Source organism: Aquabacterium soli (assembly GCF_003933735.1).
GTDB lineage: Bacteria > Pseudomonadota > Gammaproteobacteria > Burkholderiales > Burkholderiaceae_C > Aquabacterium > Aquabacterium soli.
The window spans coordinates 199,969-222,526 of sequence record NZ_RSED01000003.1 but is presented as its reverse complement, the minus strand read 5'-3'; the positions used below and the strand labels follow the sequence as shown (position 1 = coordinate 222,526).

The 22,558-nt window shown below is 66.7% G+C and carries 22 protein-coding genes; 15 read left to right on the top strand and 7 right to left on the bottom strand.

The genetic code is table 11. From position 1 onward, the window contains the following. The first annotated feature begins 2 nt into the window (after positions 1–2). Positions 3–1,325: a polyamine export protein PaeA gene (paeA, locus tag EIP75_RS04855; RefSeq protein WP_125242107.1), complete on the top strand. Its 1,323-nt coding sequence runs from the start codon at positions 3–5 to the stop codon at positions 1,323–1,325. Here paeA and EIP75_RS04850 read toward each other — a convergent pair. Further along, the gene (locus EIP75_RS04850) at positions 1,310–2,356 is read right to left on the bottom strand and encodes a CapA family protein (protein ID WP_125242106.1); all 1,047 of its coding nucleotides are present in this window, start codon (positions 2,354–2,356) and stop codon (positions 1,310–1,312) included. The genes paeA and EIP75_RS04850 overlap by 16 nt on opposite strands. Before the next feature lie 205 nt (positions 2,357–2,561). Here EIP75_RS04850 and EIP75_RS04845 point away from each other — a divergent pair, with 205 nt between their 5' ends. The 6 genes from EIP75_RS04845 (at position 2,562) to EIP75_RS04820 (ending at position 9,955) form a co-directional block, all read left to right on the top strand. After that, on the top strand, positions 2,562–3,296 hold the full coding sequence (locus EIP75_RS04845) for a TetR/AcrR family transcriptional regulator (RefSeq protein WP_125242105.1): 735 nt from the start codon (positions 2,562–2,564) through the stop codon (positions 3,294–3,296). Positions 3,297–3,403: 107 nt separating this feature from the next. Next, positions 3,404–4,813, top strand: coding sequence for a 3-oxoacyl-ACP reductase (locus EIP75_RS04840; RefSeq protein ID WP_125242104.1), 1,410 nt, complete (start codon positions 3,404–3,406; stop codon positions 4,811–4,813). 21 nt (positions 4,814–4,834) lie between these two features. Continuing rightward, positions 4,835–5,695: a MaoC/PaaZ C-terminal domain-containing protein gene (locus EIP75_RS04835; RefSeq protein WP_125242103.1), complete on the top strand. Its 861-nt coding sequence runs from the start codon at positions 4,835–4,837 to the stop codon at positions 5,693–5,695. 56 nt (positions 5,696–5,751) lie between these two features. After that, positions 5,752–7,047, top strand: coding sequence for an acetyl-CoA C-acetyltransferase (locus EIP75_RS04830; RefSeq protein ID WP_125242102.1), 1,296 nt, complete (start codon positions 5,752–5,754; stop codon positions 7,045–7,047). A 176-nt stretch (positions 7,048–7,223) separates the two neighbouring features. Further along, entirely contained in the window at positions 7,224–8,975 is a 1,752-nt protein-coding gene (locus tag EIP75_RS04825) for an AMP-binding protein (protein ID WP_125242101.1), read from the top strand. 113 nt (positions 8,976–9,088) lie between these two features. After that, on the top strand, positions 9,089–9,955 hold the full coding sequence (locus EIP75_RS04820; RefSeq protein ID WP_125242100.1) for a GNAT family N-acetyltransferase: 867 nt from the start codon (positions 9,089–9,091) through the stop codon (positions 9,953–9,955). Between the two features lie 27 nt (positions 9,956–9,982). Here EIP75_RS04820 and EIP75_RS04815 read toward each other — a convergent pair whose 3' ends face one another. From EIP75_RS04815 to ygfZ, 3 genes are all read right to left on the bottom strand, one after another. Continuing rightward, positions 9,983–10,975, bottom strand: coding sequence for an NRDE family protein (locus EIP75_RS04815; protein ID WP_125242099.1), 993 nt, complete (start codon positions 10,973–10,975; stop codon positions 9,983–9,985). Between the two features lie 2 nt (positions 10,976–10,977). Next, entirely contained in the window at positions 10,978–11,328 is a 351-nt protein-coding gene (locus EIP75_RS04810) for a DUF4936 family protein (RefSeq protein WP_158622745.1), read from the bottom strand. A 113-nt stretch (positions 11,329–11,441) separates the two neighbouring features. Continuing rightward, positions 11,442–12,404, bottom strand: a complete 963-nt coding sequence (gene ygfZ, locus EIP75_RS04805; RefSeq protein WP_125242097.1) for a CAF17-like 4Fe-4S cluster assembly/insertion protein YgfZ — start codon at positions 12,402–12,404, stop codon at positions 11,442–11,444. 51 nt (positions 12,405–12,455) lie between these two features. On the opposite strand from ygfZ, the gene mltG reads away from it, so the two are divergent. The 6 genes from mltG (at position 12,456) to EIP75_RS04775 (ending at position 16,913) form a co-directional block, all read left to right on the top strand. After that, positions 12,456–13,511 carry an endolytic transglycosylase MltG gene (gene mltG / locus EIP75_RS04800; RefSeq protein WP_125242096.1) on the top strand — a complete coding sequence of 352 codons (1,056 nt, stop codon included), beginning with the start codon at positions 12,456–12,458 and terminating at the stop codon, positions 13,509–13,511. A gap of 23 nt (positions 13,512–13,534) precedes the next feature. Next, positions 13,535–14,152, top strand: a complete 618-nt coding sequence (gene tmk, locus EIP75_RS04795; protein ID WP_125242244.1) for a dTMP kinase — start codon at positions 13,535–13,537, stop codon at positions 14,150–14,152. Next, positions 14,149–15,207: a DNA polymerase III delta subunit-related protein gene (locus EIP75_RS04790; RefSeq protein ID WP_158622744.1), complete on the top strand. Its 1,059-nt coding sequence runs from the start codon at positions 14,149–14,151 to the stop codon at positions 15,205–15,207. The genes tmk and EIP75_RS04790 overlap by 4 nt, the downstream gene beginning before the upstream one ends. 43 nt (positions 15,208–15,250) lie before the next feature. After that, on the top strand, positions 15,251–15,694 hold the full coding sequence (locus EIP75_RS04785; RefSeq protein WP_125242094.1) for a PilZ domain-containing protein: 444 nt from the start codon (positions 15,251–15,253) through the stop codon (positions 15,692–15,694). A 92-nt stretch (positions 15,695–15,786) separates the two neighbouring features. Then, positions 15,787–16,572 (top strand): TatD family hydrolase, encoded by a 786-nt coding sequence (locus tag EIP75_RS04780; protein WP_125242093.1) that lies wholly within the window; start codon positions 15,787–15,789, stop codon positions 16,570–16,572. A gap of 143 nt (positions 16,573–16,715) precedes the next feature. Next, positions 16,716–16,913, top strand: coding sequence for a hypothetical protein (locus tag EIP75_RS04775; RefSeq protein ID WP_125242092.1), 198 nt, complete (start codon positions 16,716–16,718; stop codon positions 16,911–16,913). A gap of 115 nt (positions 16,914–17,028) precedes the next feature. Here EIP75_RS04775 and EIP75_RS04770 read toward each other — a convergent pair whose 3' ends face one another. Genes EIP75_RS04770 through EIP75_RS04760 form a run of 3 tightly spaced genes read right to left on the bottom strand, consistent with a single transcriptional unit; the run spans position 17,029 to position 19,967 of the window. After that, on the bottom strand, positions 17,029–18,108 hold the full coding sequence (locus tag EIP75_RS04770; RefSeq protein WP_125242091.1) for an amino acid ABC transporter permease: 1,080 nt from the start codon (positions 18,106–18,108) through the stop codon (positions 17,029–17,031). Continuing rightward, positions 18,105–18,953, bottom strand: a complete 849-nt coding sequence (locus EIP75_RS04765) for an ABC transporter permease subunit (protein ID WP_125242090.1) — start codon at positions 18,951–18,953, stop codon at positions 18,105–18,107. The genes EIP75_RS04770 and EIP75_RS04765 overlap by 4 nt, the downstream gene beginning before the upstream one ends. Before the next feature lie 12 nt (positions 18,954–18,965). Further along, a complete protein-coding gene (locus tag EIP75_RS04760) occupies positions 18,966–19,967 on the bottom strand; it encodes an amino acid ABC transporter substrate-binding protein (RefSeq protein ID WP_233584679.1) in 1,002 nt (333 codons plus the stop codon). Between the two features lie 143 nt (positions 19,968–20,110). On the opposite strand from EIP75_RS04760, the gene EIP75_RS04755 reads away from it, so the two are divergent. Both EIP75_RS04755 and EIP75_RS04750 read left to right on the top strand, forming a co-directional pair. Beyond that, positions 20,111–21,331 carry a GGDEF domain-containing protein gene (locus tag EIP75_RS04755; RefSeq protein ID WP_125242088.1) on the top strand — a complete coding sequence of 407 codons (1,221 nt, stop codon included), beginning with the start codon at positions 20,111–20,113 and terminating at the stop codon, positions 21,329–21,331. Next, positions 21,328–22,551, top strand: coding sequence for a GGDEF domain-containing protein (locus EIP75_RS04750; protein WP_125242087.1), 1,224 nt, complete (start codon positions 21,328–21,330; stop codon positions 22,549–22,551). The genes EIP75_RS04755 and EIP75_RS04750 overlap by 4 nt, the downstream gene beginning before the upstream one ends. The last annotated feature ends 7 nt before the right edge of the window (positions 22,552–22,558 follow it).

Here is a 22,558-nt window from a genome sequence, read left to right as displayed (position 1 = left end):
TCATGGAAACCACCGAAAGCCTGCTGCTCATTGCCCTGCTGATCGGCCTGAGCGCCTTGTTCTCGATGGCTGAACTCTCGGTTGCAGCGTCGCGCCGCCTGCGCCTGCGCCAGTTGCTCGACCAGGGCGACCGCCGTGCCCAGGCCGTCATGAACGTGCAGGACGAGCCGGGCGACTACTTCACCGTCATCCAGATCGGGCAGAACACCGTGGCCATCCTGGCGGGCCTGGTGGGCGAGGGCGCTTTTTCACCCGCCATGGGATCCTTGCTCAACCTGCTGGGTGTCGACCCGCTGGCGTCGGAGCGCTGGGGCTGGGTGCTGTCCTTCCTGCTGGTCACCAGCCTGTTCATCCTGGTGGCCGACCTGCTGCCCAAGCGCCTGGGCATGGCCGCGCCGGAGCGCGTGGCGGTCAACGTGGTCATGCCCATGCAGTACTTCGCCACCGTGTTCAAGCCGGTGGTGTGGTTCTTCAAGCGGCTGACCGATCTGCTGTCGCACCTGCTCGGGCTGCCGGAGCGCCGCGACGACAAGGTCACGCCCGACGACATCCTGGCCATGGCCCAGGCCGGCGCCGAAGCCGGTGTGCTGGCCGGGGCGGAACACCAGGTCATCGAGAACGTGATCGAGCTGGACACGCGCCTGGTGACCACCTCGATGACCGGGCGCGAGCGCATCGTGCATTTCCTGCTGGACGACAGCGAGGTGCTGATCCGTGCCCGCATCGCGCAGTACCCGCACTCCACCTACCTGGTCTGTGATGGTGGCATTGACCAGGTGCTGGGCTATGTGGATTCGAAGCACCTGCTCAACCGCGTGCTCAATGCCCAACCCATCTCGCTCAAGGCCGAGGGCCTGATCAACAAGGTGCTGATCGTGCCCGACCGGCTCACCCTGTCGGAGATGCTGAGCCAGTTCCGCCATGCGCACGAAGACTTCGCCGTCATCGTCAACGAGTACAGCCTGGTGGTCGGCATCATCACCATCAACGACGTGATGAACACGGTGATGGGCGAGCTGGTGGCGCCGCTGGATGAAGAGCAGATCGTGCGCCGCGACGAGAACTCGTGGCTGATCGACGGCACCACGGCCATCCCCGACGTGATGCGCGCGCTCGACCTGTGGGCCCTGCCGCACCAGGAGGAGTACGACACCCTGGCCGGCTTCCTGATGGTGATGCTGCGCCGCATCCCTCGCAAGACGGACGCGGTGGAGTGGAGTGGTTTCCGCTTCGAGGTGATGGACGTCGACAACTTCAAGATCGACCAGGTGCTGGTCAGCCGGATCGACCCGGCTGCGTCGCCTCAGTCTCAGCCTGTGGCTTGAGCCGGGCGGTGCGCCGCGGTCGCCGAGGGGATGTCCCTGGCGTTGAACAGCGGGATCTGGTCCCGCAGCACCACCTCGAAGCCCTGGCCTTTGCCCAGCGGGCGGCATTCGACGAATGACCAGCTCAGGTCCCCGATGGCCCATCGATCGGGGTTGGACACCAGCGGGCCCAGTGTGGCGCGCGCGATCAGCCCATAGGCGTAGTACTTGAACGTGGGCAGCCTGGCGTAGGCCATGCCGAAGCACAGGTCCCCCAGCGAATACGCGGCCAGCCGCTGCAGCCCGTCCGCCCCGCGCTGCACGGTGATGGGTTGGGGCGTGTGGCTGTGGTGGCCCACCACGGCGTCGAAGCGTGTCAGCCACGCGTCCATCTGCGCGACCAGGTCCTGCCGGGGGTAGACCTCCAGTTCGTAGCCCCAGTGGGGATAGAGCAGATTGAATGCACCTGGGCGCACGAACTGCACCGGATCCCGCAACCAGGCCAGGTGGCGGCCTTCGCGGTTGCTCCAGCGCGTGCCCGTGGCCACGCGCAGGCGCTCATGCAGGTCGATGAAGGGGCTCTCGGTCAGGCCGAAGGCGGTGAAGCCTTCGGCCTGCAGCAGGGTCAGGCTGCGACGGCACTCGTCCTCGCCGAAATCGCCGGTGTGGTTGTTGGCCAGCGACAGCACCAGCTTGTCGCGAGATGCCAGCCCGTCCAGCGCCCCCAGGATCGGGCGCGTGTGCTTCTGGTCGGGCGAGATCTGCCGCTGCTCGGTGATCACGCCCTCGAAGTTCAGCAGCACCTTGTCGCAGGGACTGAAGAAGCTGGCCACCTCCGGCGCGAAACGCAAGGCCTTGCCGAACATGGACATCACGTCGCCGCCCAGGCCCAGGGTCAGCTGCGGCTGAATCTCGTTGAGCCGCGTATGGCGTGGTGTGAATCGCAGGGCATGCGGGTTGCGAAAGCTCGCGCCTGCCAGGTTGCGCCAGACCAGCCCGAAGGCCTCGCGAGGCGGGTAGGGCTTGGCGGTGAAGGCTCGGATCCAGTCCACGGTAGATGCTCGGCGGCAAAAAGCGAGACTCTAGCGCCCGCCCCCCGGGTGGGCAGGCAGGGGAAGACCCCAGCAAAGCGGCCGGACCACCCGTTTAGAGGGTGGGGTCTAAAAACTGTGTCGCGCGGCCCAGGCTCTTCGCTTAGGATACGCCCCGAAACATGAAACGAACGTTTGAAACGTTTGTAGGTTCCCGGTCCAACGTATGCCGTCAGCCACCACCAAACTGTCGCCCCAGGCCACCAAGTCGCGCATCCTCGATGCGGCGGAAGAACTGTTCATCTCGGGCGGGTTCGATTCCCTGTCGATGCGGCAGATCACCAGCGCCGCCGGCGTCAACCTGGCTGCGGTGAACTACCACTTCGGCAGCAAGGACGCACTGATCCAATCGGTGCTGGCGCGCAAGCTAGATCCGCTCAATGAGCAGCGGATCGCCATGCTCGACACCTTCGAAAAGCAGTTCGGTGACCAGCTCACCTGCGAGCATGTGCTGGCGGCGATGTTCCTGCCTGCCGTTCGCCTGTTCCGTGATGACAGCGGCCCGCATGCCGGCAGCTTCCTGCAGTTCCTGGGGCGCGCCTACACCGAGCCTTCCGCCGTGGTGCGCGACTTCATCAACACCCACTACATCCAGACGCTGGGCCGCTTCTTCGGCGCGTTCCAGCGCACCCTGCCTGACCTCAGCCGCCATGACCTGGGTTTTCGCCTGAACTTCGCCATGGGCGCCCTGTCGGGCATCCTGGCCGGCGGCAACACGCAGCGCCTGATCAAGGATTTCACGCAGGGGCAGGGCGACGAGGTGCTGCTGCTGTCCCGCTTGTCCGCATTGATGGTGGCCGCCTTGCGCGCACCCTTGCCCGAGGCGGGTCAGAACACGCTGTTCAGCGACATCGCGCTGGCGGCGCAGGCCGTGGAAGCCCCGGCTGAAACCATCGCCTGATATCCACTTTTTTCCTGGCGGGGCACCGTTGAGGTGCTCCGGTTTTGCAAACCAGGCCTGTTCCCGGCTGTACACGCCCCAGGCCTTCATCACTGTGTAGAGATCGCATGAAAGACGGTTACCTCGACTTTGCCAACTCCCCCATGGGTGCCAAGCTGGTGAATGCGCTGGGGCTGCCCAAGCCCTTGCCGCTGGAGCGCTACAAGCCTGGCCAACCCGTCGTTCAAGGCACCGTCCTGATCGGTGGCAGCGCCGATTCGCAGATCCTCGAAGCCCTGGCCACGGTGATGAAGTCCATCGGCGCCCAGACCCTGGCCCATGAGCGCGTGCCGCAGTGGATCGCAACGGCCAACAAGGTGGGCCTGACCACCGGCCGCTGGGGCACCCAGGGCCAGGCTGGCGAGAAGGTCAAGGCGCTGGTGTTCGACGCCACCGGCCTGTCCGACAGCACCCAGAGCGATGCCCTGTACTGGTTCTTCCACGACACGGCCCGCTCGGTGCTGCCGTCTGGTCGCGTGGTCATCATCGGCCGCCCGCCTGAAGAGTGCAGCTCGCCCCGCAAGGCCACCGTGCAGCGCTCGCTCGAGGGCCTGAGCCGCTCGTTGGGCAAAGAACTGAAGAAGGGCGCCACCGCCCAGCTGGTCTACGTGTCCGAAGGCGCCGAGGCCAACCTGGAATCGACCCTGCGCTTCCTGCTGTCGGCCCGCTCCACCTACGTGTCGGCCCAGGTCGTTCGCGTGGGCAAGCCCGTGAGCGATGTGGTCGCCCCGGCCGACTGGGCCAAGCCCCTGGCCGGCAAGAAGGTGCTGGTCACCGGCGCCTCGCGCGGCATCGGTGCCGCCATCGCCGAGGTGATGGCCCGTGACGGTGCCGACGTGATCGCGCTGGACGTGCCCCAGGCGCAAGAGGGCCTGAATGAGGTCGCCAAGAAGCTGGGTGGCAAGGCCATCGCGCTGGACATCGGCGCGGCCGATGCCCCTCAGAAGCTGGTCGATGCGGCCCGTGCCGATGGCGGCTGGGATGTCATCGTGCACAACGCCGGCATCACCCGCGACAAGACCATCGCCAACATGAAGGAACACCTCTGGCAACTGGTGGTCAATGTGAACCTGTCGACGCAAGAGCGCATCAACGACGCGCTGGTCGAATCCGGCGCGCTCAAGGCCGGTGGCCGCATCGTCTGCGTGTCGTCCATCTCCGGCCTGGCCGGCAACATGGGCCAGACCAACTACGCCGTCTCCAAGGCGGGCGTGGTCGGCATGGTCCAGTTCAATGCGCCCATCTACGCGCAAAAGGGCATCACCATCAACGCCGTGGCCCCGGGCTTCATCGAAACCGCGATGACAGCGGCGATCCCCTTCGCCATCCGCGAAGCCGGCCGCCGCATGAACTCCATGAGCCAGGGCGGCCAGCCGGTCGACGTGGCCGAGGCCATCGGCTGGTTCGCCAGCCCGGCCTCCAGCGGCCTGACGGGCAACACCATCCGCGTCTGCGGCCAGAGCCTGATCGGCGCCTGACGCGAACGCGGGGACGCCCACATGAAGTTCATCGAAGTCAACAAGCTGCCCAGCGCGCTGTCGCTCAACATCGGTGCGCTGCGCTCGAGCAGCAAGCGCCCCGGCGTGGTCGAGGCATTGCCCCAGGTCACCTACGTGCGGCCCAAGGTGGTGGTCGACGGGCGCGACGTGATCAAGTACGCCAAGGTGTGCGGGTTCACGAAGGCGCATGGTGTGCCCATGCTGTACCCGCACCTGCACGCCTTTCCGCTGGCCATGATGCTGTTCGGCTCGCGGCGCTTCCCGTGGCCCGCCATGGGCCTGGTGCACCTGGCCAACAGCATCAAGCTGCTCAAGCGCATCAACGTGGGCGACGAGCTGCGCATCGAGATGACCACCGGCGAGCTGTACGCCCATGACAAGGGCCAGGTCTTCACGCTGCATGCCCGTGCCCTGCGTGCGGGCGAGGTGGTGTGGGAAAGCACCTGGACCCTCCTGCGCATGGGTGTGCGCAACCCTAAAGGCGAGCCCTTCACCAGCGCACTGGTCGATGAGACCCCCATCTCCCACCAGGCCGACTTCTTTGCGCCGGCCGGCATCGGCCGCCGCTACGGGCTGGTCTCAGGCGACGTCAACCCGATCCACATGTCGGCGCTCACGGCCAAGTTCCTGGGCTTTCGCAAGGCCATCGCCCACGGCATGTGGACCAAGGCCCGCGCCCTGGCCATGCTGATGCCCCGCGAAGCCGTGGACCAGGCCGAAGTGATCGTCGAGTTCAAGACGCCGCTGTTCCTGCCGGCCAAGGCCTCGCTGTGGGCCGCCCGCCAGGAGTCGGGCTCCTTGTTCGAGGTTCGCAATTCCAAGGGCGACAAGCCCCACCTGCGCGGTCGGGTCACCTACTGATTCCGCCTGCCGCCCTCACCATCGTTCCATCTTCTTCAGATTCCAGGATTTCACACATGAGCAGCACCGTCCGTCGCGTCGCCATCATCGGTGGCAACCGCATTCCCTTTGCCCGTTCGAACACCGTCTACTCGCACGAGTCCAACCAAGAAATGCTCACAGCCACGCTGCAGGGCCTGGTGGACCGCTTCAACCTGCATGGTGAACGCCTGGGCGATGTCGCCGCCGGCGCCGTGATGAAGCACTCGCGTGATTTCAACCTGGTGCGCGAATCCGTGCTGTCGACCACGCTGTCGCCCCAGACCCCGGCCTATGACCTGCAGCAGGCCTGCGGCACCGGCCTGGAAGCCATCATGCTGGTGGCCAACAAGATCGCCCTGGGCCACATCGAATGCGGCATCGGCGGCGGGGTGGACACCACCTCCGACGCGCCCATCGGCGTCAACGAGAAGATGCGCAAGATCCTGCTGGAAGCCAACCGTGGCAAGACCACCGGCGCCCAGATCAAGACGCTGTCCAAGATCCGCCCCTCGATGCTGGTCAAGCCCAACATCCCCAAGAACGGCGAGCCGCGCACCGGCTTCTCCATGGGCGAGCACGCCGAGCTGATGGCGCGCGAATGGGGCATCCCGCGTGAAGAGCAGGATCAGCTGGCCGTGGCCTCGCACACCAACCTGGCCCGTGCCTACAAGGAAGGCTTCTTCGCCGACCTGATGACCCCGTACAAGGGCGTCACCAAGGACAACAACCTGCGCGAAGGCATCACCATCGAGAAGCTGCGCACCTTGAAGCCCTGTTTCGACAAGAAGGTCGCGCCGGGGCAGGGCACGCTGACACCCGCCAACTCCACGCCCCTGACCGACGGCGCCTCCGCCGTGCTGCTGGCCAGCGAAGAATGGGCCGCAGCGCGCAACCTGCCCGTGCTGGCCTACATCACCTTCAGTGAAGTGGCTGCCGTGGACTTCTTCGGCCCGCAGAAGGAAGGCCTGCTGATGGCCCCGGCCTACGCCGTGCCGCGCATGCTGGCCCGCGCCGGCATCTCGCTGCAGGATTTCGATTTCTACGAGATCCACGAAGCCTTCGCCGCACAGGTGCTGTGCACGCTCAAGGCCTGGGAAGACGCCAAGTACTGCAAGGAAAAGCTGGGCCTGGACGCTCCCCTGGGCTCGATCGACCGCAGCAAGTTGAACATCAACGGTTCGTCGCTGGCCGCCGGCCACCCCTTCGCTGCCACGGGCGGGCGCATCGTGGCCACGCTGGCCAAAATGCTGAACCAGCGCGGCTCGGGCCGCGGCCTGATCTCCATCTGCGCCGCGGGCGGCCAGGGCGTCGTCGCCATCCTGGAGCGCTGAGCGCCGTCGCATCTGGTACCCCAGGGTTCCACCTAGATGGAAACCCGAGGGTATTGTCATAAATTTGCCTCTTTTGCAGATTGTTGCGAGACGTTTTCGATTTGTGAGGATCGAACGCTCAGCAACAGCCGACCACGGCGATAACAACGGGCCACCAGGTACCGAGGAGATTTCAGATGAGTCAAGCAGTCGCGGCCGTCGAGCCCCAGCCCCAATCCATCGTCAATCCGGATGGCAGCACCAACCGGATCTGGTTGTCGTCCTATGTGAAGGGGGTGGCGCACGACATCGACCTGGACAAGTACCAGTCGCTGAACGACTACTTCGACGAGTGCATCAACAAGTTCCGCGACCGCCCGGGCTTCGTCAGCATCGGCACGGAGATGTCGAACGACCTGTTCGAGCGCCGCGTCAAGGCCTTCGCGGGCTACCTGCAGAGCCTGGGCATCAAGAAGGGCGACCGCGTCGCCATCATGCTGCCCAACACGCTGCAGTACCCCGTCACGCTGTTCGCCGTGCTGCGCCTGGGCGCCGTGGTGGTGAACGTTAACCCGCTGTACACGGCGCGCGAACTGAACCACACGCTGAACGATTCCGGGGCCGAGGTCATCATCGTGATGGAGACCTTCGCCAAGACACTGGAAGAAGCCAAGAAGGGCACCAAGCTCAAGCACGTGGTGCTCACGCAGATCGGTGACCTGCTGGCCGAAGGCTGGTTCAACCCCAAGGGCTGGGCCCTGAACTTCGTGCTGCGCAATGTGCAGAAGATGGTGCCGGCCTACAGCCTGCCTGGTGCCACCTGGTACCGCGATGCACTGAAGGCCGGCGCACAGGTCACGGTCAAGCCCGTGAAGGTGGTGCCCGACGACTTGGCCTTCCTGCAGTACACCGGCGGCACCACCGGCGTGGCCAAGGGCGCGATGCTCACGCACCGCAACATCCTGGCCAACTGCCAGCAGGCCCTGGCCTTCGCTGAAGGCCAGCTGACGGGTGAAACCGAGACCGTGGTCACGCTCATCCCGATGTACCACATCTTCTCGCTGACGGTGAACGGCCTGATCTTCATGGCCCTGGGTGGCCGCAACATCCTGGTGGCCAATCCGCGCGACACCAAGCGCGTGATGATGATCCTCAAGAACGAGAAGTTCTCGGGCATCACTGGCGTGAACACGCTGTTCGCCTCCTTCCTGGACGACCCGGCTTTCGCCAAGCTGGATTTCTCCAAGCTCAAGCTGTCGATCGCGGGCGGCATGGCGCTGCAGCGCGGTGTGGCCGAGCGCTGGAAGGAGGTCACCCGCACTTCCATCGTCGAAGGCTACGGCCTGACCGAGTGCTCGCCCATCGTGTCGCAGGCCCCGGTGGACCTGTCCGTCGAGGCGCCCACCTTCACCGGCTCCATCGGCGTGCCGGTGCCTTCCACCGAAGTGCGGTGCCGCCGTGAGGACGGCACCTGGGCCAACATCGGTGAGCCGGGCGAGCTGTGCGTGCGCGGCCCGCAGGTGATGAAGGGCTACTGGCAGCGCCCTGATGCCACCGCCGAGGTGCTGGACCAGGACGGCTGGCTGGCCACGGGCGACATCGCCGTGATGGACGAGCGCGGCTTCCTGAAGATCGTGGACCGCAAGAAGGACATGATCCTGGTTTCGGGCTTCAACGTGTACCCCAACGAGATCGAAGACGTGGTCGCCATGCACCCGGACGTCAAGGAAGTGGCCGCCATCGGCGTGCCCGATTCCGTGGCCGGCGAGCGTGTGAAGGTCATCATCGTGCCGCGCAACGCCAGCCTGACCAAGGAAAGCGTGATCGAGCACTGCCGCAAGAACCTGACCGGCTACAAGATCCCCCGCATCGTCGAGTTCCGCAGCACCGAGCTGCCGAAGTCGCCCGTGGGCAAGATCCTGCGCCGCGAACTGCGCGACGGCAAATGATGCATCCGTGACAGGGCAGCGCTTGTAGGCGCTGTCCGGTTGCGCCAAGGCAACCCGCCACACCTTCACAGGTTGGCGGGTTCTTTCTTGGGGTTTGGCCACACAATCAGGCCATGGCCCAACGAGAAGACTTTCCTTTCATCCACCGTCTGCGCGTGCGCTGGCAAGAGGTCGATGCCCAGCAGGTGGTGTTCAACGGACACTACCTGACCTACCTCGACGTGGCGGTGTCGGAGTACTGGCGGGCCGTGGGCCTGCCTTACCCGGATGGCTTCCAGCAGCACGGTGGCGACATGTACGCGCGCCAGCACACGCTGGCCTACCACGCGCCCGCTGTGCTCGACGACTGGCTGGACGTGGGCGTGCGCAGTGATCACATCGGCAACTCATCGATGAAGATCGGCTGGGCGGTCTGGTCCGATCACCGCCTGCTGGTCACCGGTGAAGCCATCTACGTGCACACCTCGCTGGAAACCCGCCGCCCTGCGCCCGTGCCACAGGCCGTGCGCCGGCAGATCGAACTGCAGGCCCGTGGGGAGGCCGTGACGCAGCTGCGCCTGGGCCCCTGGGCTGACCTTCAGGGTGATGCCCGGGCCGTGCGCGAGAAGGTGTTCATCGTCGAGCAGAACATCCCGCCCCATGAAGAGTGGGATGCGGCCGATGAGCAGGCGCTGCATGCGGTCGTGCTCAATGGCGCGGGCCTGCCGCTGGCCACCGGCCGGCTGATCACGGATGGGCAACCCGAGGGCCAGGCCCGCATCGGACGCATGGCGGTGCTGCGGGCCATGCGCGGCAGCGGCGTGGGCGGGCAGGTGCTGCAGGCACTGGCCGAGGCGGCGCGTGAGCGTGGCGTCCACAGCATCGTGCTGCACGCCCAGACATCGGCGCGGCGCTTCTATGAACGCCAGGGATTCACAGCCGAAGGCGAAGCCTTCGACGAGGTCGACATCCCCCACATCGCGATGCGGCGAACCTTCTGAGGCGGGCAACAGGCCGCCCGAGGTCGTTCAGTCAGGCCGGCGTGTGCGGGCGCTCTTGATCAGGCTGCGCGCCCGCGTCTTGCGCTGCACAGGCTCGGCCAGCGCATGGTTGTCTTCCTCATGCACATCGCTGCTCTCGAAGCGCTCGTCGGTGCGCAAGGCTGCGGGCGTGAGTGTCTGCTCCAGCTTGGCCAGTTGCTCGGCCTGCATGGTGTGGCGCGGCGGCCAGTTCTTGAGCGTGACGCGGCGCAGCAAGGCCATCTTGGCGCCCGCGGTGTAGGTGCGCTCCAGCACGTGGGTCACCAGCCGCTTGTTGACACGCTCGGTGATCACCAGCGTGGAGCAACGCGTGCCGTAGTTGCCATCGGGCGTGCGGATGAAGGCCGAGGACAGCACCCGCTCCCATTCCAGCGAGATGCCGGTGTGGGGCAGTTCGTCGTCAGGCGCCACCGTCGGGTCGGCCAGGGCCTCGAACAGCAGGTTGGCCAGATCGTCCACCGAATCTGCTTCGGCCAGGGCCGCCTTGGTGCGTGCCTTGAGCTGGTTCACCTTGGGCCAGGGCGAGTTGAGGTGCCCGTTGGACACGCCGTAAACGCCCTTTTCAAGCCGTTGCGGGTAGCGCGCGGTGTTGGACACCCAGAAGCACTCGCCCTGCGCAAAATCCAGTGCCACCAGGTTGAAGCCGTTGTAGCCGCTCATGGCCAGTTGCGGCCACAGGCGCTCCATCGAATGGTCGCCGCGCAGCCACAGCGGCACGACGCTGCCGCGAGACGGGGCATCGCGGTCTTCCTTGGCCGGGTTGCGGACGTTGGTGACAAAAGCCAGGCGTCCTTGGGCATTGAGCCCCATCCAGGTGCCACCGGCCTGCAGGTCTCGCCCACCAAGGATCGCAGGCTGTCCGGGCGTGTCCTCCCACCAACCCAGGCGGGCGGCCGGGCGGGCCATGAACTCGTCACGGTTGCCCGCCAGCACAAAGGGAAAGCGGCTGTTGAGGTCCAGGGCGATGCTGGCCAGACACATGGTTATTCCTTGCGGGTGGGCAACACACCGGCCACAGCGGCCAGAGGGCTGAAGCATTCGGTCTGGCGCGGGCCCTCGATGCCTACGGGCAGCGTGGGCAGTTCCCGCTCAAGAGCCGCCTCGAAAGCCGCCCAGGCACGGTGGTCCGCATGCCCGTTGAAATGGTAGGTTTCCATCCACGTCGGCTGCGGCGTGCGGCTGGGCTGGCCCGTGGCCAGATCGGTGCGCTGCTGCAGGGACGCGGCCAGGCCAGGCATGGCTCCGCGCAGGCGGGCCTGCATCTGGTGGATGGCGGCGGCCAGCACTTGCTCGCATCCAGGCTGGACGCGGTAGTAGATGTACAAAGCGCTCATGGGCGGCATCTTGCGCCAGGATGTGCGTGCCGCAGGCATGGAGCGTTGCGGCGGCGCAGCATCACGTGGCAGAGTGCGCGAAAACGAATCGGCAGTTCTGAGGGATCACCCGATCAGATGTCCTGCACGACAGCATAGGGCAGTTCGCCAACCTGCAGCGCGGGGCCGTCCGATGCGCCCAGTGCCAGAGCATCTTGCGCATGCTGGATCTTCAGTTCCGCCAGCAGGGAACTGGCACCAGCCACGCCAGGCACCGGCGCAGCGTTGACCACCATGCCGGCGGGCTGGCCCGGATCGGCCTGCGCAAAGATTTCCTGGCCGGGCTGCGCAGGCGCAGCCGTGTGCAGCAGGTACAGGCGGCGCTTGATCGTGCCACGGTACTGGCTGCGCGCCACGATCTCCTGGCCGGGGTAGCAGCCCTTCTTGAAGTTCACGCCGCCCACCAGCTCGAAGTTCACCATCTGCGGCACGAACTGGTCGACCGTGGCCTGTTCGATGCGGGGCACGCCGCTGGCCACTTCCAGCCAGCGCCAGGCGTCGTGGGGCAGGGCATCGCCATGGCTGGCCGTCGGCGCCTGAGCGGCGGGGCCGAGCCACAGGGCGCGTGCCACGCCCTGTACCCTGGGCAGCCGCACCACCCAGGCGTTGGCGCCCGGGCCGCCATGGGGTACCACGGCGCCATCATGAGGGGCTGCGCCCGTGAGAGCGTGCTCGGCCGTCTCGCCCAGCAGGCCCATCGGCACCACCTCGGGCCCCGCTGCGGATAGCTTGGCCTTGGCCCGCAGCACGAACATCGACAGGCGCTTGAGAACCGCCGGTGCCACATCGGCGCTCAGCACCAGCAGGATGTGTTCGGGCGTCGGGCGCAGCACCAGCGCGTCGCCCAGCATGCGGCCCTTGGCGGAGCAGTAGGCGGCCAGGCGGGCATCGGCATCGCCCAGGCCTTCGATGTCCTGGCTCAACTGGCCATGTAGGAAACTGGCGGCGTCCGGGCCATCGGCTCGCAGGCAAGTGAGGTGCGGCAGCGCAACCACGCCAGACCAGGTTGGCGCGTGGGGCAGGGTGATCTTGTCCATGGGGTGATTATGATCACCGTCGTGAACTTCCCTGACTTTGCACGGGCTTTCATGCCCCAGACACCCTCTCCCGCCTCTTTGGGGCGCCGCCGCCAGCAGGGCGGGGCCTTCGTCCGGCTGCTGCTCACGCTGGCGGTGCTGGCTGGCCTCTCTGTGGCAGGCGCCTTCGGCGGCCTGTGGTGGTGGGCCCATCAACCCATCCCGCTGTCCGCGCCCACGGTGGAATGGTCGGTCGAGCAGGGCGTCACGCCGCGCGGGGTGGCACAGGGCTGGGTCTCCGCTGGCGCCGAGACCTCGCCCTGGCTGCTGTACCAGTGGTTCCGCTGGTCGGGGCAGGCGCGCCAGATCCGCGCTGGCAGCTACGAGATATCGCAAGGCACCACCCCCGAGCGCCTGCTGAACATGATGGTGCAGGGCGATGAATCCCTGTCCACCGCCAAGCTGATCGAAGGCTGGACCTTCAAGCGCTGGCGCCAGGAACTGGCCCAGGCCGACGGGCTGCAGCCCCAGACCCGTGGCTGGAGCGACCAGCAGATCATGGCGGCGCTGGGCGTGCCCGACCTGCCGGCCGAAGGGCAGTTCTTCCCGGACACCTACGCCTACGCCAAGGGCAGCAGCGACCTGGCCGTGATGCGACGGGCCCAGCGGGCCATGCACCGCCACCTGACCGAAGCCTGGGCCCAGCGCGCTGCGGCCAGCCCGCTCAAGACACCTCAGGAGGCGCTGATCATGGCCTCCATCGTCGAGAAGGAAACCGGTCACGGCGAAGACCGGGGCCTGGTGTCCGGCGTGTTCAACAACCGCCTGCGCATCGGCATGCCCCTGCAAACCGACCCCACGGTGATCTATGGCCTGGGCGATGCTTTCGACGGCAACCTGCGCAAGGTCCACCTGCAGACCGACAACCCCTTCAACACCTACGTGCGCGGCGGCCTGCCGCCCACGCCGATCGCCATGCCCGGCAAGGCCGCGCTGTTGGCCGCCGTGCGGCCCGATGCCACGCGTGCCCTGTACTTCGTGGCCAGCGGCGATGGGCGCAGTGTCTTCAGCGAGACACTGGCCGACCATAATCGGGCCGTCAACCGCTACCAGCGCAAACGCCCATGACCCAGTCCTCGGGGATCTCCCACGTGTCCACCGGCCACTTCATCACCTTCGAAGGCATCGACGGCGCCGGCAAGACCAGCCACCTCGACGAGCTGGAGCGGCGTTGGCGCGAGGCCGGTCGCGATGTGGTGCGCACGCGCGAGCCCGGCGGCACGCCGCTGGCCGAATCCCTGCGCGAACTGGTGCTGCACCGCCCGATGGACGCCCTCACCGAAACCCTGCTGGTGTTCGCCGCACGGCGCGACCACCTGCTCACCGTGATCGAGCCTGCCTTGGCCCGCGGCGCCTGGGTGCTGTGCGATCGGTTCACCGACGCCACGTTCGCGTACCAGGGCGCGGGCCGGGGATTCGATCTTGCCCCCCTGCACACGCTCGAGGCCTGGGTACAGGCCGGCCGCCAGCCCGACCTGACGCTGGTGTTCGATGTGGAGCCGGCTATCGCGGCGCAGCGGCTGAGCGCAGCCCGCAGTCCCGACCGCTTCGAATCCGAAGATGTCGACTTCTTCCAGAAGGTGCGCCAGGGCTACCGCCAGCGCATCGATGCCACCCCGGCGCGCTACGCCGTGATCGACGCGGCCCAGCCGCCGGCCGGCGTCGCCGGGCAGGTGCAGGCCGTGCTGGCCCAGCGGGGGTGGTGGTGAGCCTGTTGCGATTGCTGCCCTGGCAGGACGGCGTGCTGCGCGAAGCCCTGGGCCGCCTGACATCGTCTGCGGTGCTGGTGCACGGCCAGCCTGGTTCCGGACAGCTGGAACTGGCGCTGGCCGTGGCCAAGGCCTGGCTGTGCGAATCACCCGCGTCCGTGGCCGCCAGCGGGGCGGTGCCGGCCTGCGGCCATTGCCCGGCCTGCCATCTGGTGGACACCGGCTACCACCCGGACCTGAAGGTGCTCGTGCCCGAGGCGATGCAGGCCAGCCTGGGCTGGGATTTCGGGGCCGATGAGGCCGATGCCGACAAGGGCGAGGCCAAGAAGCGCAAGCCCAGCCAGGAGATCAAGGTCGATGCCATCCGCCAGGCGGTGACCTTCTGCCAGTCCACCGTCTCGCGTGACCGGGCCAAGGTGGTCCTGATTCACCCCGCCGACCGCATGAACACCGTGTCGGCCAACACCTTGCTCAAGACGCTGGAAGAGCCGCCAGGGCGCGTTCGTTTCCTGCTGAGCTGCGGCTCCATCGATGACATCCTGCCCACCGTGCGCAGCCGTTGCCAGGCCTGGCACCTGCCACTGCCCGAAGGTGGTGCCGTGCTGGATTGGTTGTGCACCGCCCACCCTGGGCTGTCGGCGTCCGATGCCCGCGTGCTGCTGGCCGCGGCGGGCGGCAGCCCCCAAGGCGCGGCCGAGCTGCTGCGCCTGGGCTGGACGGCCGCCGCCTGGCAGCGCCTGCCCAAGGACGTGGCCGGAGGCGTCGCGGGCGCCTGGGCCGGCTGGCCGCTGCCCTTGTTGGTCGATGCCCTGCAGAAGCTTTGCCACGATCTGGCGCGCGCCAACGCAGGTGGCACGGCGCGTTTCTTTCCGGCCGAAGCCGTGCCGGCGGACACCAGCCTGCCGCGCCTGACCGCCTGGGCCGCTGAGCTGAGGCAGGCCCGCCGCCATGCCGACCACCCCTGGAACGCGGGTTTGAAGGTCGAGTCTCTGCTGTTCCAGGCGCGCCGCGCCGTGCAGCCGGCTCCCCCCGTGCTCGGGGGTAAACGTGCGTGAATTCACGCCCCGTGTCAGAGGGCGAACGTTACACTGAGCGACGATGAGCGATTACCAGTCCACCACCGCCCCCTCGACCTTCGCCGGCACGGGCCCTGGACGCCTGCCCGTGGTGGCCGGTGTCGGTGCACCGGGCGTGGCCACGCCCAGCCGCCCCAGCGTGATCCAGCTGGTGTTCCGGGAAAAGGGTGCGCTGTACGCCGCCTACATCCCGTCCTTCGTGGATGGCGGCCTGTTCGTGCCCACCACCCGCGAATACACCCTGGGCGACGACATCTACCTGCTGCTGTCCCTGCCCGATGACGCCCAGCGCCATCCGGTGGCCGGCAAGATCGCCTGGATCACCCCGTCCAACGCCTCGGGTGGCCGCACCCAGGGCGTGGGCGTGAAGTTCCCGAACGACGAGAAAACCCGTTTGCTGCGCGTCAAGATCGAGCAGATCCTGGGCACCGCGCTGTCGTCGTCCAAGCCCACGCAAACGCTCTGAAAGACCCCCGGGCCGGCTTTCGGCCACAATGATGGGCGGCCCGCGAGGCCGCCTTTTTCATTGCCCCTGTCATCACCGCAACGGTCCCTGCCATGTTCGTCGATTCGCACTGCCACCTCAACTTCCCCGACTACGCCGACAAGATGGCGTCGGTGCTGGCGGACATGGCCCAGGCCCAGGTCGACCGGGCCCTGTGCATCAGCACCACGCTGGAAGACTTCCCGCAGGTGCACAAGCTGGCGGTGACGTATCCCAATCTGTGGGCCACCGTGGGCGTGCACCCCGACAACGAAGGCATCCAGGAGCCCACGCTCGAAGACCTGCTTGAGCGTGCCACCTTGCCCCGCATCGTCGGCATCGGCGAGACCGGGCTGGATTACTACCGCCTGGGGGAGCGCACCCTGGCCGACATGGAGTGGCAGCGTGAGCGCTTCCGCGTGCACATCCGCGCCGCCCGCCAGACCACGCTGCCGCTGGTGATCCACACGCGCCAGGCCAGCGACGACACGCTCAGCATCCTGCGCGACGAAGGACAGGGCGCCGTGGGCGGCGTGTTCCATTGCTTCACCGAGAGCGAGGCCGTGGCGCGCGCCGCGCTCGACCTGGGCTTCTACATCTCGTTCTCGGGCATCCTGACCTTCAAGAATGCGGCCGACCTGCGCGAGGTGGCCCGCTTCGTGCCGCTCGACCGCTGCCTGATCGAAACCGACAGCCCCTACCTGGCACCGATGCCCTACCGGGGCAAGACCAACACACCCGCCTACGTCCCCTATGTGGCGAAGCAACTGGCCGATCTCAAGGGCGTGCCGGTCGACGACGTGGCGCATGTAACCACCCGCAATTTCGAGACTTTGTTCTCGGGCGTGGTGCTGCCGTAAAGGGTTTGCCTCCGAGGGGCGTGGAGACCCTTGTCAGACAATTTCTGACAAGAGGTATGGCGATGCGGTGACTGGTTGATCCCGCGTTCAATGCCTACAGTGTGACTCATCACATCGGCTCACGTTTCTTCACCGGAGGCACCATGCAGAACCAAGGCATCTACGCAAACCCTTTTGCACTGATGATGGATCCCCAGGCTGTGTTTGACGCCATGGCGCGTTCGGAACGCCTGAACCGTTTGCAAAGCCGCGTGTGCCGTCCCCTGGACAAGCCCCTGATCCCCCTCGTCGGCGACGCCGAGATCGATGCAGAGGCCGATGTGGAAGCGGCCCTGGCCTGAGTTTTCTTTTTGCCCAGCTTCAACGCTGGGCACGGAGCATGAGCTCCAAGTTTTTTGCGGCAGAAGTGTGTGTTGATTCGCAGCCCCGTCCTCGTGACGGGGCTTTTTTTTTGCCTCACTGCCGGTAACCCAGCGCGGGATAGTGCTGCTCCAATCGGCGCCCCAGCGCCGAGACGCCCAGGCACATCAGGGCGTACACCAGCGCGATCACCAGGTAGGCCTCCAGGAAGAACGGGCGCCATTCGGGGTCTCCATTGAGGCTCACCGACATGGCGCCGGTCAGCTCCTGCAGGCTCACGATCATCACCAGCGAGGTGTCCTTGAGCACGCCGATGCTGTGGTTGGCCAGCGAGGGCAGCGCGGTGCGGAAGGCCTGAGGCAGGATCACCAGGCGCTGCGAAGCCCACCAGCCCGCACCCAGCACATGGGCCGCTTCGGCCTGCTCCCCCGCAACAACACGCAGGCTGCCGCGCAGTGTTTCAGCCGCGTAGGCTGCCGAGAACACCACCGTCACCATCAGCACGCGGCCGACAGGCCCCACGCCCCACGACGCTGGCAGCACCGCGGGCAGCAAAAAGGCGGCCATGAACAGCCACATCACCAAAGGCGCGCCGCGCACCACCTCGATCAGCGCCGCTGCTGGCCACGACAGCCATGGGCGTCGCGACAACCTTGCCCAGGCCAACACCACCGCCAGGGGCATGCTCAACCCCAGGCTGACCACTGTGAGCAGCACGGTGAGCGGCAGGCCGCCCCACAGCCGGGATTCGACCGGCGCCAGGCCTGCCCAGCCGCCGCCCAGCAGGGCCAGACCCAGCAGCCACAACGGCAGCGATGCCGCCACGCTGCGGCGTCCACCCGGGGTGCCCAGCCGGCCATGCCATGCCGGCGCGATGAGCAAGGCCAGTGCGCCGGCCCACAGCAGCAGCGTCAGTGCCGGGCGCCAATGGGCCTCTGCGGGATAGCGCCCAAACAACCACCAACGCCATTTCTCGGTCACCACGCCCCAGCAGGCACCGTGGTGCTCCAGGGCGCGGCAAGCCTCTACATCGGGGCGAAACACCGCCTTGAGCAGGCCCCAATCCAGCACGTGCCAGCCCAGCCACAACAGCAGCACCAGCAGCGGGGCCTGCCACAGCCAGGCTCGCACATCACGATGCGACTTTGCCTTTGCCACGCGCGCTTGCCCGTTCATGCGCGCTCCTGCCCGCCGATGCGCCGGTCAGACCAGCCCATCAGCAACGCCACCGTCCAGGACAGCAGCAGGTAGATGGCCATCATCAGCAGGATGCACTCGAACACGCGGCCGGTCTGGTTGAGCGTCGTGTTGCCCACGGACACCAGATCCGGATAGCCCACCGCCACGGCCAGCGGCGAGTTCTTGATCAGGTTGAGCAACTGGTTGGTCAGCGGCGGGCGGATCGCGCGCAGCGCCTGAGGCAGCAGCACCTTCCAGCGGATCTGGGCGGACGAGGCGCCCAGCGTTTCAGCGGCTTCCAGCAGGCTGCGCGGCACGGACAACACGCCAGCGCGCACCACCTCGGCGATGAAGGCCGCCGTGTAGAAGCCCAGGGCCAGCAGCACCGCCAGGTACTCGGGCGTCACCGCGGCGCCACCCTGCACATTGAAGGTTTCTTGAACCGGAATGCTCCAGCCGCCCTGTGCGGCATCCCACCAGGGAAATGCCAGCCCGCCCTTGCTCAGCAGCACGCCGGGCAGCAGGTGCAGGGCCTCCATGGGCTCGGGCAGCCACTCCACCATCAGGAAGTACCACATCAGCAACTGCACCAGCAAAGGCACGTTGCGCACGGCTTCCACCACCAGCGTGGCCAGGCGCCGCGGCAAGGGCAGGGCAGACAAACGCCCCAGGCCCAGCACCGTGCCCAACGTCACCGCCAGCACGATGGCGGGCAGGCTCACGCGCAGCGTGTTGCTCAGGCCCACCCCGAAGGCCTGCCACAGCGGTTGCTCTGCACTGAACAGCCAGGGGCCGGTCTCTCCGATGTCAAAGCCAGCGGGCTGGCCGAGGAACTCGAACATCCGGGTGCGCGATCAGCGGAAAGGCGGCGGGTACATCAGGCCACCCTGATTCCACAGCCTGTTCTGGCCGCGCGGCAGCTTCAGCGTCGAACCCTGGCCCACGTTGCGTTCATAGACCTCACCGTAGTTGCCCACGGCCTTCACGGCGCGCAAAGCCCAGTCCTTGTCCAGGCCCAGCAGCTTGCCCATGTGTTCACCGCGGCCCACGAAGCGCTGGATGGCCGGGTCCGCCTCGGTCTGGCGCTTGTCGATGTTGGCCTGGGTCAGGCCCAGCTCTTCGGCCTCCAGCAGGGCGTAGACCGTCCAGCGGACCACCGCCAGCCACTCATCGTCACCGCGCCTGATCATCGGCCCCAAGGGCTCCTTGGAAATCAGCTCGGGCAGGATCAGGTAGTCGTCAGGCTTGGGCGCTTCCTTGTTGCGCACGCTGGCCAGGCCGGAGACATCCGTGGTGTAGGCCTGGCACCGTCCGGAGAAAAAGGCCTTGAAGGCCGCTTCGAAGGTCTCATAGACCACGGGCTTGAGGTTGAGCTGGTAGCGGCGCGAATAATCGGCCACGTTCTTTTCGGTGGTGGTGCCGGCCTGCACGCACACCTGTGCGCCCTTGAGCTGCCTGGCACTGGTCACCTTGAGCTTCTTGGGGATCAGAAAACCCTGTCCATCGAAGTAGGTCACGGCCACGAAATGGAAGCCCAGCGAGGCATCCCGAGTGAGCGTCCAGGAGGTGTTGCGCGACAGCAGGTCGACCTGGCCCGATTGCAGGGCGGCAAAGCGCTGCTGCGAATTCAGCGGCGTGTAGTTCACCTTCTCGGGCTTGCCCAGCACGGCGGCGGCGATGGCCTTGCAGACATCCACGTCCAGGCCCTTCCAGCGGCTGCCGGATTCCGGCGCGGAAAACCCCACCACGCCGGTGCTGACGCCACAGCGCAGTTCGCCGCGCTGCTTGATGCCATCGAGCACCTTGCCTGCGTGGGCAAGGCTGGCGGACAGCCCCAAGGTCAACACCAGGGTCAACACCAGGATGCTTTTGGCGAGACCGCGTGAAGGAATTGCGCTATCCGGACAATCGGTCATGGCAATAGGGAAACCGTGCAGTAAGACACAGCCCGCAGCATAAGCCATGGCTGGTATGTTGTCGCCGATGGGACGGGTGTGAAATGGACACGTCGAAATTGGTGACGGATACCCTGGCCAGGGGCTGTGCCTGGCTGGTGTTTCCCGCGCCCCTGGAGCAGCGATTCCTCCGGGATGGCGCAGCCCAGCGCCTGCTGTTGCTGCAGGTGGCGGGCCTGGGTTCCGCGGTGTTCTTCGCGGGCATGGTGCTGGCCGACTATTTCATGATCCCGGATCAGCTGTCCCTGGCCGTGATCCTGCGTGCCTGTGTGTACGGCCCCATATGCCTTCTGGGTGTGTGGTTCTTCACCCGTTACCACTGGCCCAGGCTGATCGAATGGGCCGTGGCGGGGGCCGGCCTGCTCGCGGCGGGCATTTCCATCGTGCTCAGCCTGAGCAGCGGCAGCCCGCTGGCCGTGGCACATCTGGTGATCCTGAGCGTGGTGGTGGTCTACGCCACCTTGATCGGGCGCTTCTGGCCCATGCTGGTGATGTGCGTGCTGATCGCCGCTGGGCACGCCTATGCCGTGCATCAACACGGCCAGTGGCTCAATGGGCTGGGGCTGGCCACCACCTTGCTGCTGCTGTCGTCCATGGTGTTCGCGCTGTATGGCAACTACACGCTGGAACACTCCGACCGGCAGGTCTACCTGCTCGATCTGCAGGAAAGCAGCCTGCAGGCCGAGCTGACAGCTGCCAACGACGCCTTGGCGCTGTCCGCCCGCACCGACCCATTGACCGGCCTGGCCAACCGGCGCCACTTCGATGATTTCCTGGCGCAGGTGTGGGCGCACTCCCAGGCGCAGCGCAGCTCACTGGCCGTGCTGCTGATCGACATCGACCACTTCAAGCGCTACAACGACCAGCATGGCCACCAGGCGGGCGACCGCTGCCTGTGTGAGGTGGCACAGGCGCTGGCGGGCACGGTGCGCAAGACCGGAGACCTCGTCGCGCGCTGGGGTGGTGAGGAATTCGCCGTGGTCATGAGCCATGCCTCGCGCGAAATGGCTCAGGTCATGGCCCAACGCGTGGTGGATGCGGTGCGCCAGTGCGCCGCGCCGCACGGGGGCCTGGCAACGACCGCGCCACCCGTGACCGTGAGCATCGGCGTGGCCGCCTTGACGCCCTGGCACGGCGAAACCGCGCAAGCGCTGGTCCAGGCGGCAGACACGGCCCTCTATGAGGCCAAGGCGCGCGGCCGCGACCAGGTCGTCTGCACGCCCCGTGAAGGGCTGCTTCAGGCCCGGATCAAGGTGCGCGCATGATCCCATCGAGCATGAGCCGCAGCCTGCCCAGGCTGCATTTCGAGTCGGCTGAAGACGAGCACCAGTTCGATCGCGATTCGCAAGCGCCCCGCCTGCGGCACTTCATGCTCAGCGGGTGGGTGTCGCTGCTGACCTACAACGGCTTCCTGGTGGTGGACTGGCTGGTCAATCCGGATGTGTTCGCCATGGGCGCAGCCCTGCGGCTGGCCATCTTCACATCCTTCGGGCTGGCCACCTTGCTGCTGGCCACGGTGTTCCGCAAAGTGTTCCTGGCCCTGCCTTCTGCGGTGACGGAAACCTCCGTCATGGCCACAGGCCTCCTGGCGGCCTTGAGCATTGCGGTGGTGCTGACCAGCCCCGCCATGGGGCACGGGCCCTGGTCCGTCTTCTATCACGGCGGTTTCGTGCCCGTGATCATGTACGGCACGGTGGTGCAGCGCCTGCGTTTCAACATGGCCGCCGGATTCACGGCCAGCATCCTGGTGATCCACTGGGTCTGCATGGCTTTGGCCTACCGCGACGCCACGGCACCGGTTGTTCCCATGCTGCTGTTCGTGTCGTCGATGGCTGTCTATACGCTGATCATCAACTACCGGCTCGAGTACGAAGAGCGCCAGCGTTTCCTGCGTCAGCAGCGGGCGCGGATGCTGCGCCAGCAGCTGGACCGCTCTCGCATCGAGCTGGAAAAGGCAGCGGGCAGCGACCCCCTCACGGGGGCGGCCAACCGCCGAGCCTTCGACGAGGCCATGCAGACCTCATGGGCCCAGGCCACGGCCCACCAGTCGGCCCTGTCCGTCCTGCTGGTGGATGTGGACCACTTCAAGGCCTACAACGACTTCTATGGCCACCCGGCAGGCGACCAATGCCTGCGGCATGTGGCCCAGGCACTTCAAGGCCTGATCAATGCTGAAGGTGGGCTGGTGGCGCGCTGGGGCGGCGAAGAGTTCGCCGTGGTGCTGCCGGCGCACACCTTGCCGCGGGCATTGGATGTGGCCAACAGAGCCCGTTTGGCGGTCCAGGCCGCGAACCTGCGGCATGAGCGGTCCAGCACCTGCGCCAGCGTGACCGTCAGCATCGGTGTGGCCAGCACCATTCCCGCGCAGGGCGAGGCCTGGGCCGACCTGCTCGCACAAGCCGATGCCGCCTTGTACGAAGCGAAGCGGGCAGGGCGCAACCGGGCCAGTGCGGCGGGGCCGCGTCAGCCTGTGACACCAGCCTGATACCGGC

Excerpts from the sequence above, each read along its gene's own strand:
- paeA (WP_125242107.1), top strand. The coding sequence starts at position 3 with ATGGAAACCACCGAAAGCCTGCTGCTCATTGCCCTGCTGATCGGCCTG.
- EIP75_RS04845 (WP_125242105.1), top strand. The coding sequence starts at position 2,562 with ATGCCGTCAGCCACCACCAAACTGTCGCCCCAGGCCACCAAGTCGCGC.
- EIP75_RS04840 (WP_125242104.1), top strand. The coding sequence starts at position 3,404 with ATGAAAGACGGTTACCTCGACTTTGCCAACTCCCCCATGGGTGCCAAG.
- EIP75_RS04835 (WP_125242103.1), top strand. The coding sequence starts at position 4,835 with ATGAAGTTCATCGAAGTCAACAAGCTGCCCAGCGCGCTGTCGCTCAAC.
- EIP75_RS04830 (WP_125242102.1), top strand. The coding sequence starts at position 5,752 with ATGAGCAGCACCGTCCGTCGCGTCGCCATCATCGGTGGCAACCGCATT.
- EIP75_RS04825 (WP_125242101.1), top strand. The coding sequence starts at position 7,224 with ATGAGTCAAGCAGTCGCGGCCGTCGAGCCCCAGCCCCAATCCATCGTC.
- EIP75_RS04820 (WP_125242100.1), top strand. The coding sequence starts at position 9,089 with ATGGCCCAACGAGAAGACTTTCCTTTCATCCACCGTCTGCGCGTGCGC.
- EIP75_RS04815 (WP_125242099.1), bottom strand. The coding sequence starts at position 10,975 with ATGTGTCTGGCCAGCATCGCCCTGGACCTCAACAGCCGCTTTCCCTTT.
- EIP75_RS04810 (WP_158622745.1), bottom strand. The coding sequence starts at position 11,328 with ATGAGCGCTTTGTACATCTACTACCGCGTCCAGCCTGGATGCGAGCAA.
- ygfZ (WP_125242097.1), bottom strand. The coding sequence starts at position 12,404 with ATGGACAAGATCACCCTGCCCCACGCGCCAACCTGGTCTGGCGTGGTT.
- mltG (WP_125242096.1), top strand. The coding sequence starts at position 12,456 with ATGCCCCAGACACCCTCTCCCGCCTCTTTGGGGCGCCGCCGCCAGCAG.
- EIP75_RS04785 (WP_125242094.1), top strand. The coding sequence starts at position 15,251 with ATGAGCGATTACCAGTCCACCACCGCCCCCTCGACCTTCGCCGGCACG.
- EIP75_RS04780 (WP_125242093.1), top strand. The coding sequence starts at position 15,787 with ATGTTCGTCGATTCGCACTGCCACCTCAACTTCCCCGACTACGCCGAC.
- EIP75_RS04775 (WP_125242092.1), top strand. The coding sequence starts at position 16,716 with ATGCAGAACCAAGGCATCTACGCAAACCCTTTTGCACTGATGATGGAT.
- EIP75_RS04770 (WP_125242091.1), bottom strand. The coding sequence starts at position 18,108 with ATGAACGGGCAAGCGCGCGTGGCAAAGGCAAAGTCGCATCGTGATGTG.
- EIP75_RS04765 (WP_125242090.1), bottom strand. The coding sequence starts at position 18,953 with ATGTTCGAGTTCCTCGGCCAGCCCGCTGGCTTTGACATCGGAGAGACC.
- EIP75_RS04755 (WP_125242088.1), top strand. The coding sequence starts at position 20,111 with ATGGACACGTCGAAATTGGTGACGGATACCCTGGCCAGGGGCTGTGCC.
- EIP75_RS04750 (WP_125242087.1), top strand. The coding sequence starts at position 21,328 with ATGATCCCATCGAGCATGAGCCGCAGCCTGCCCAGGCTGCATTTCGAG.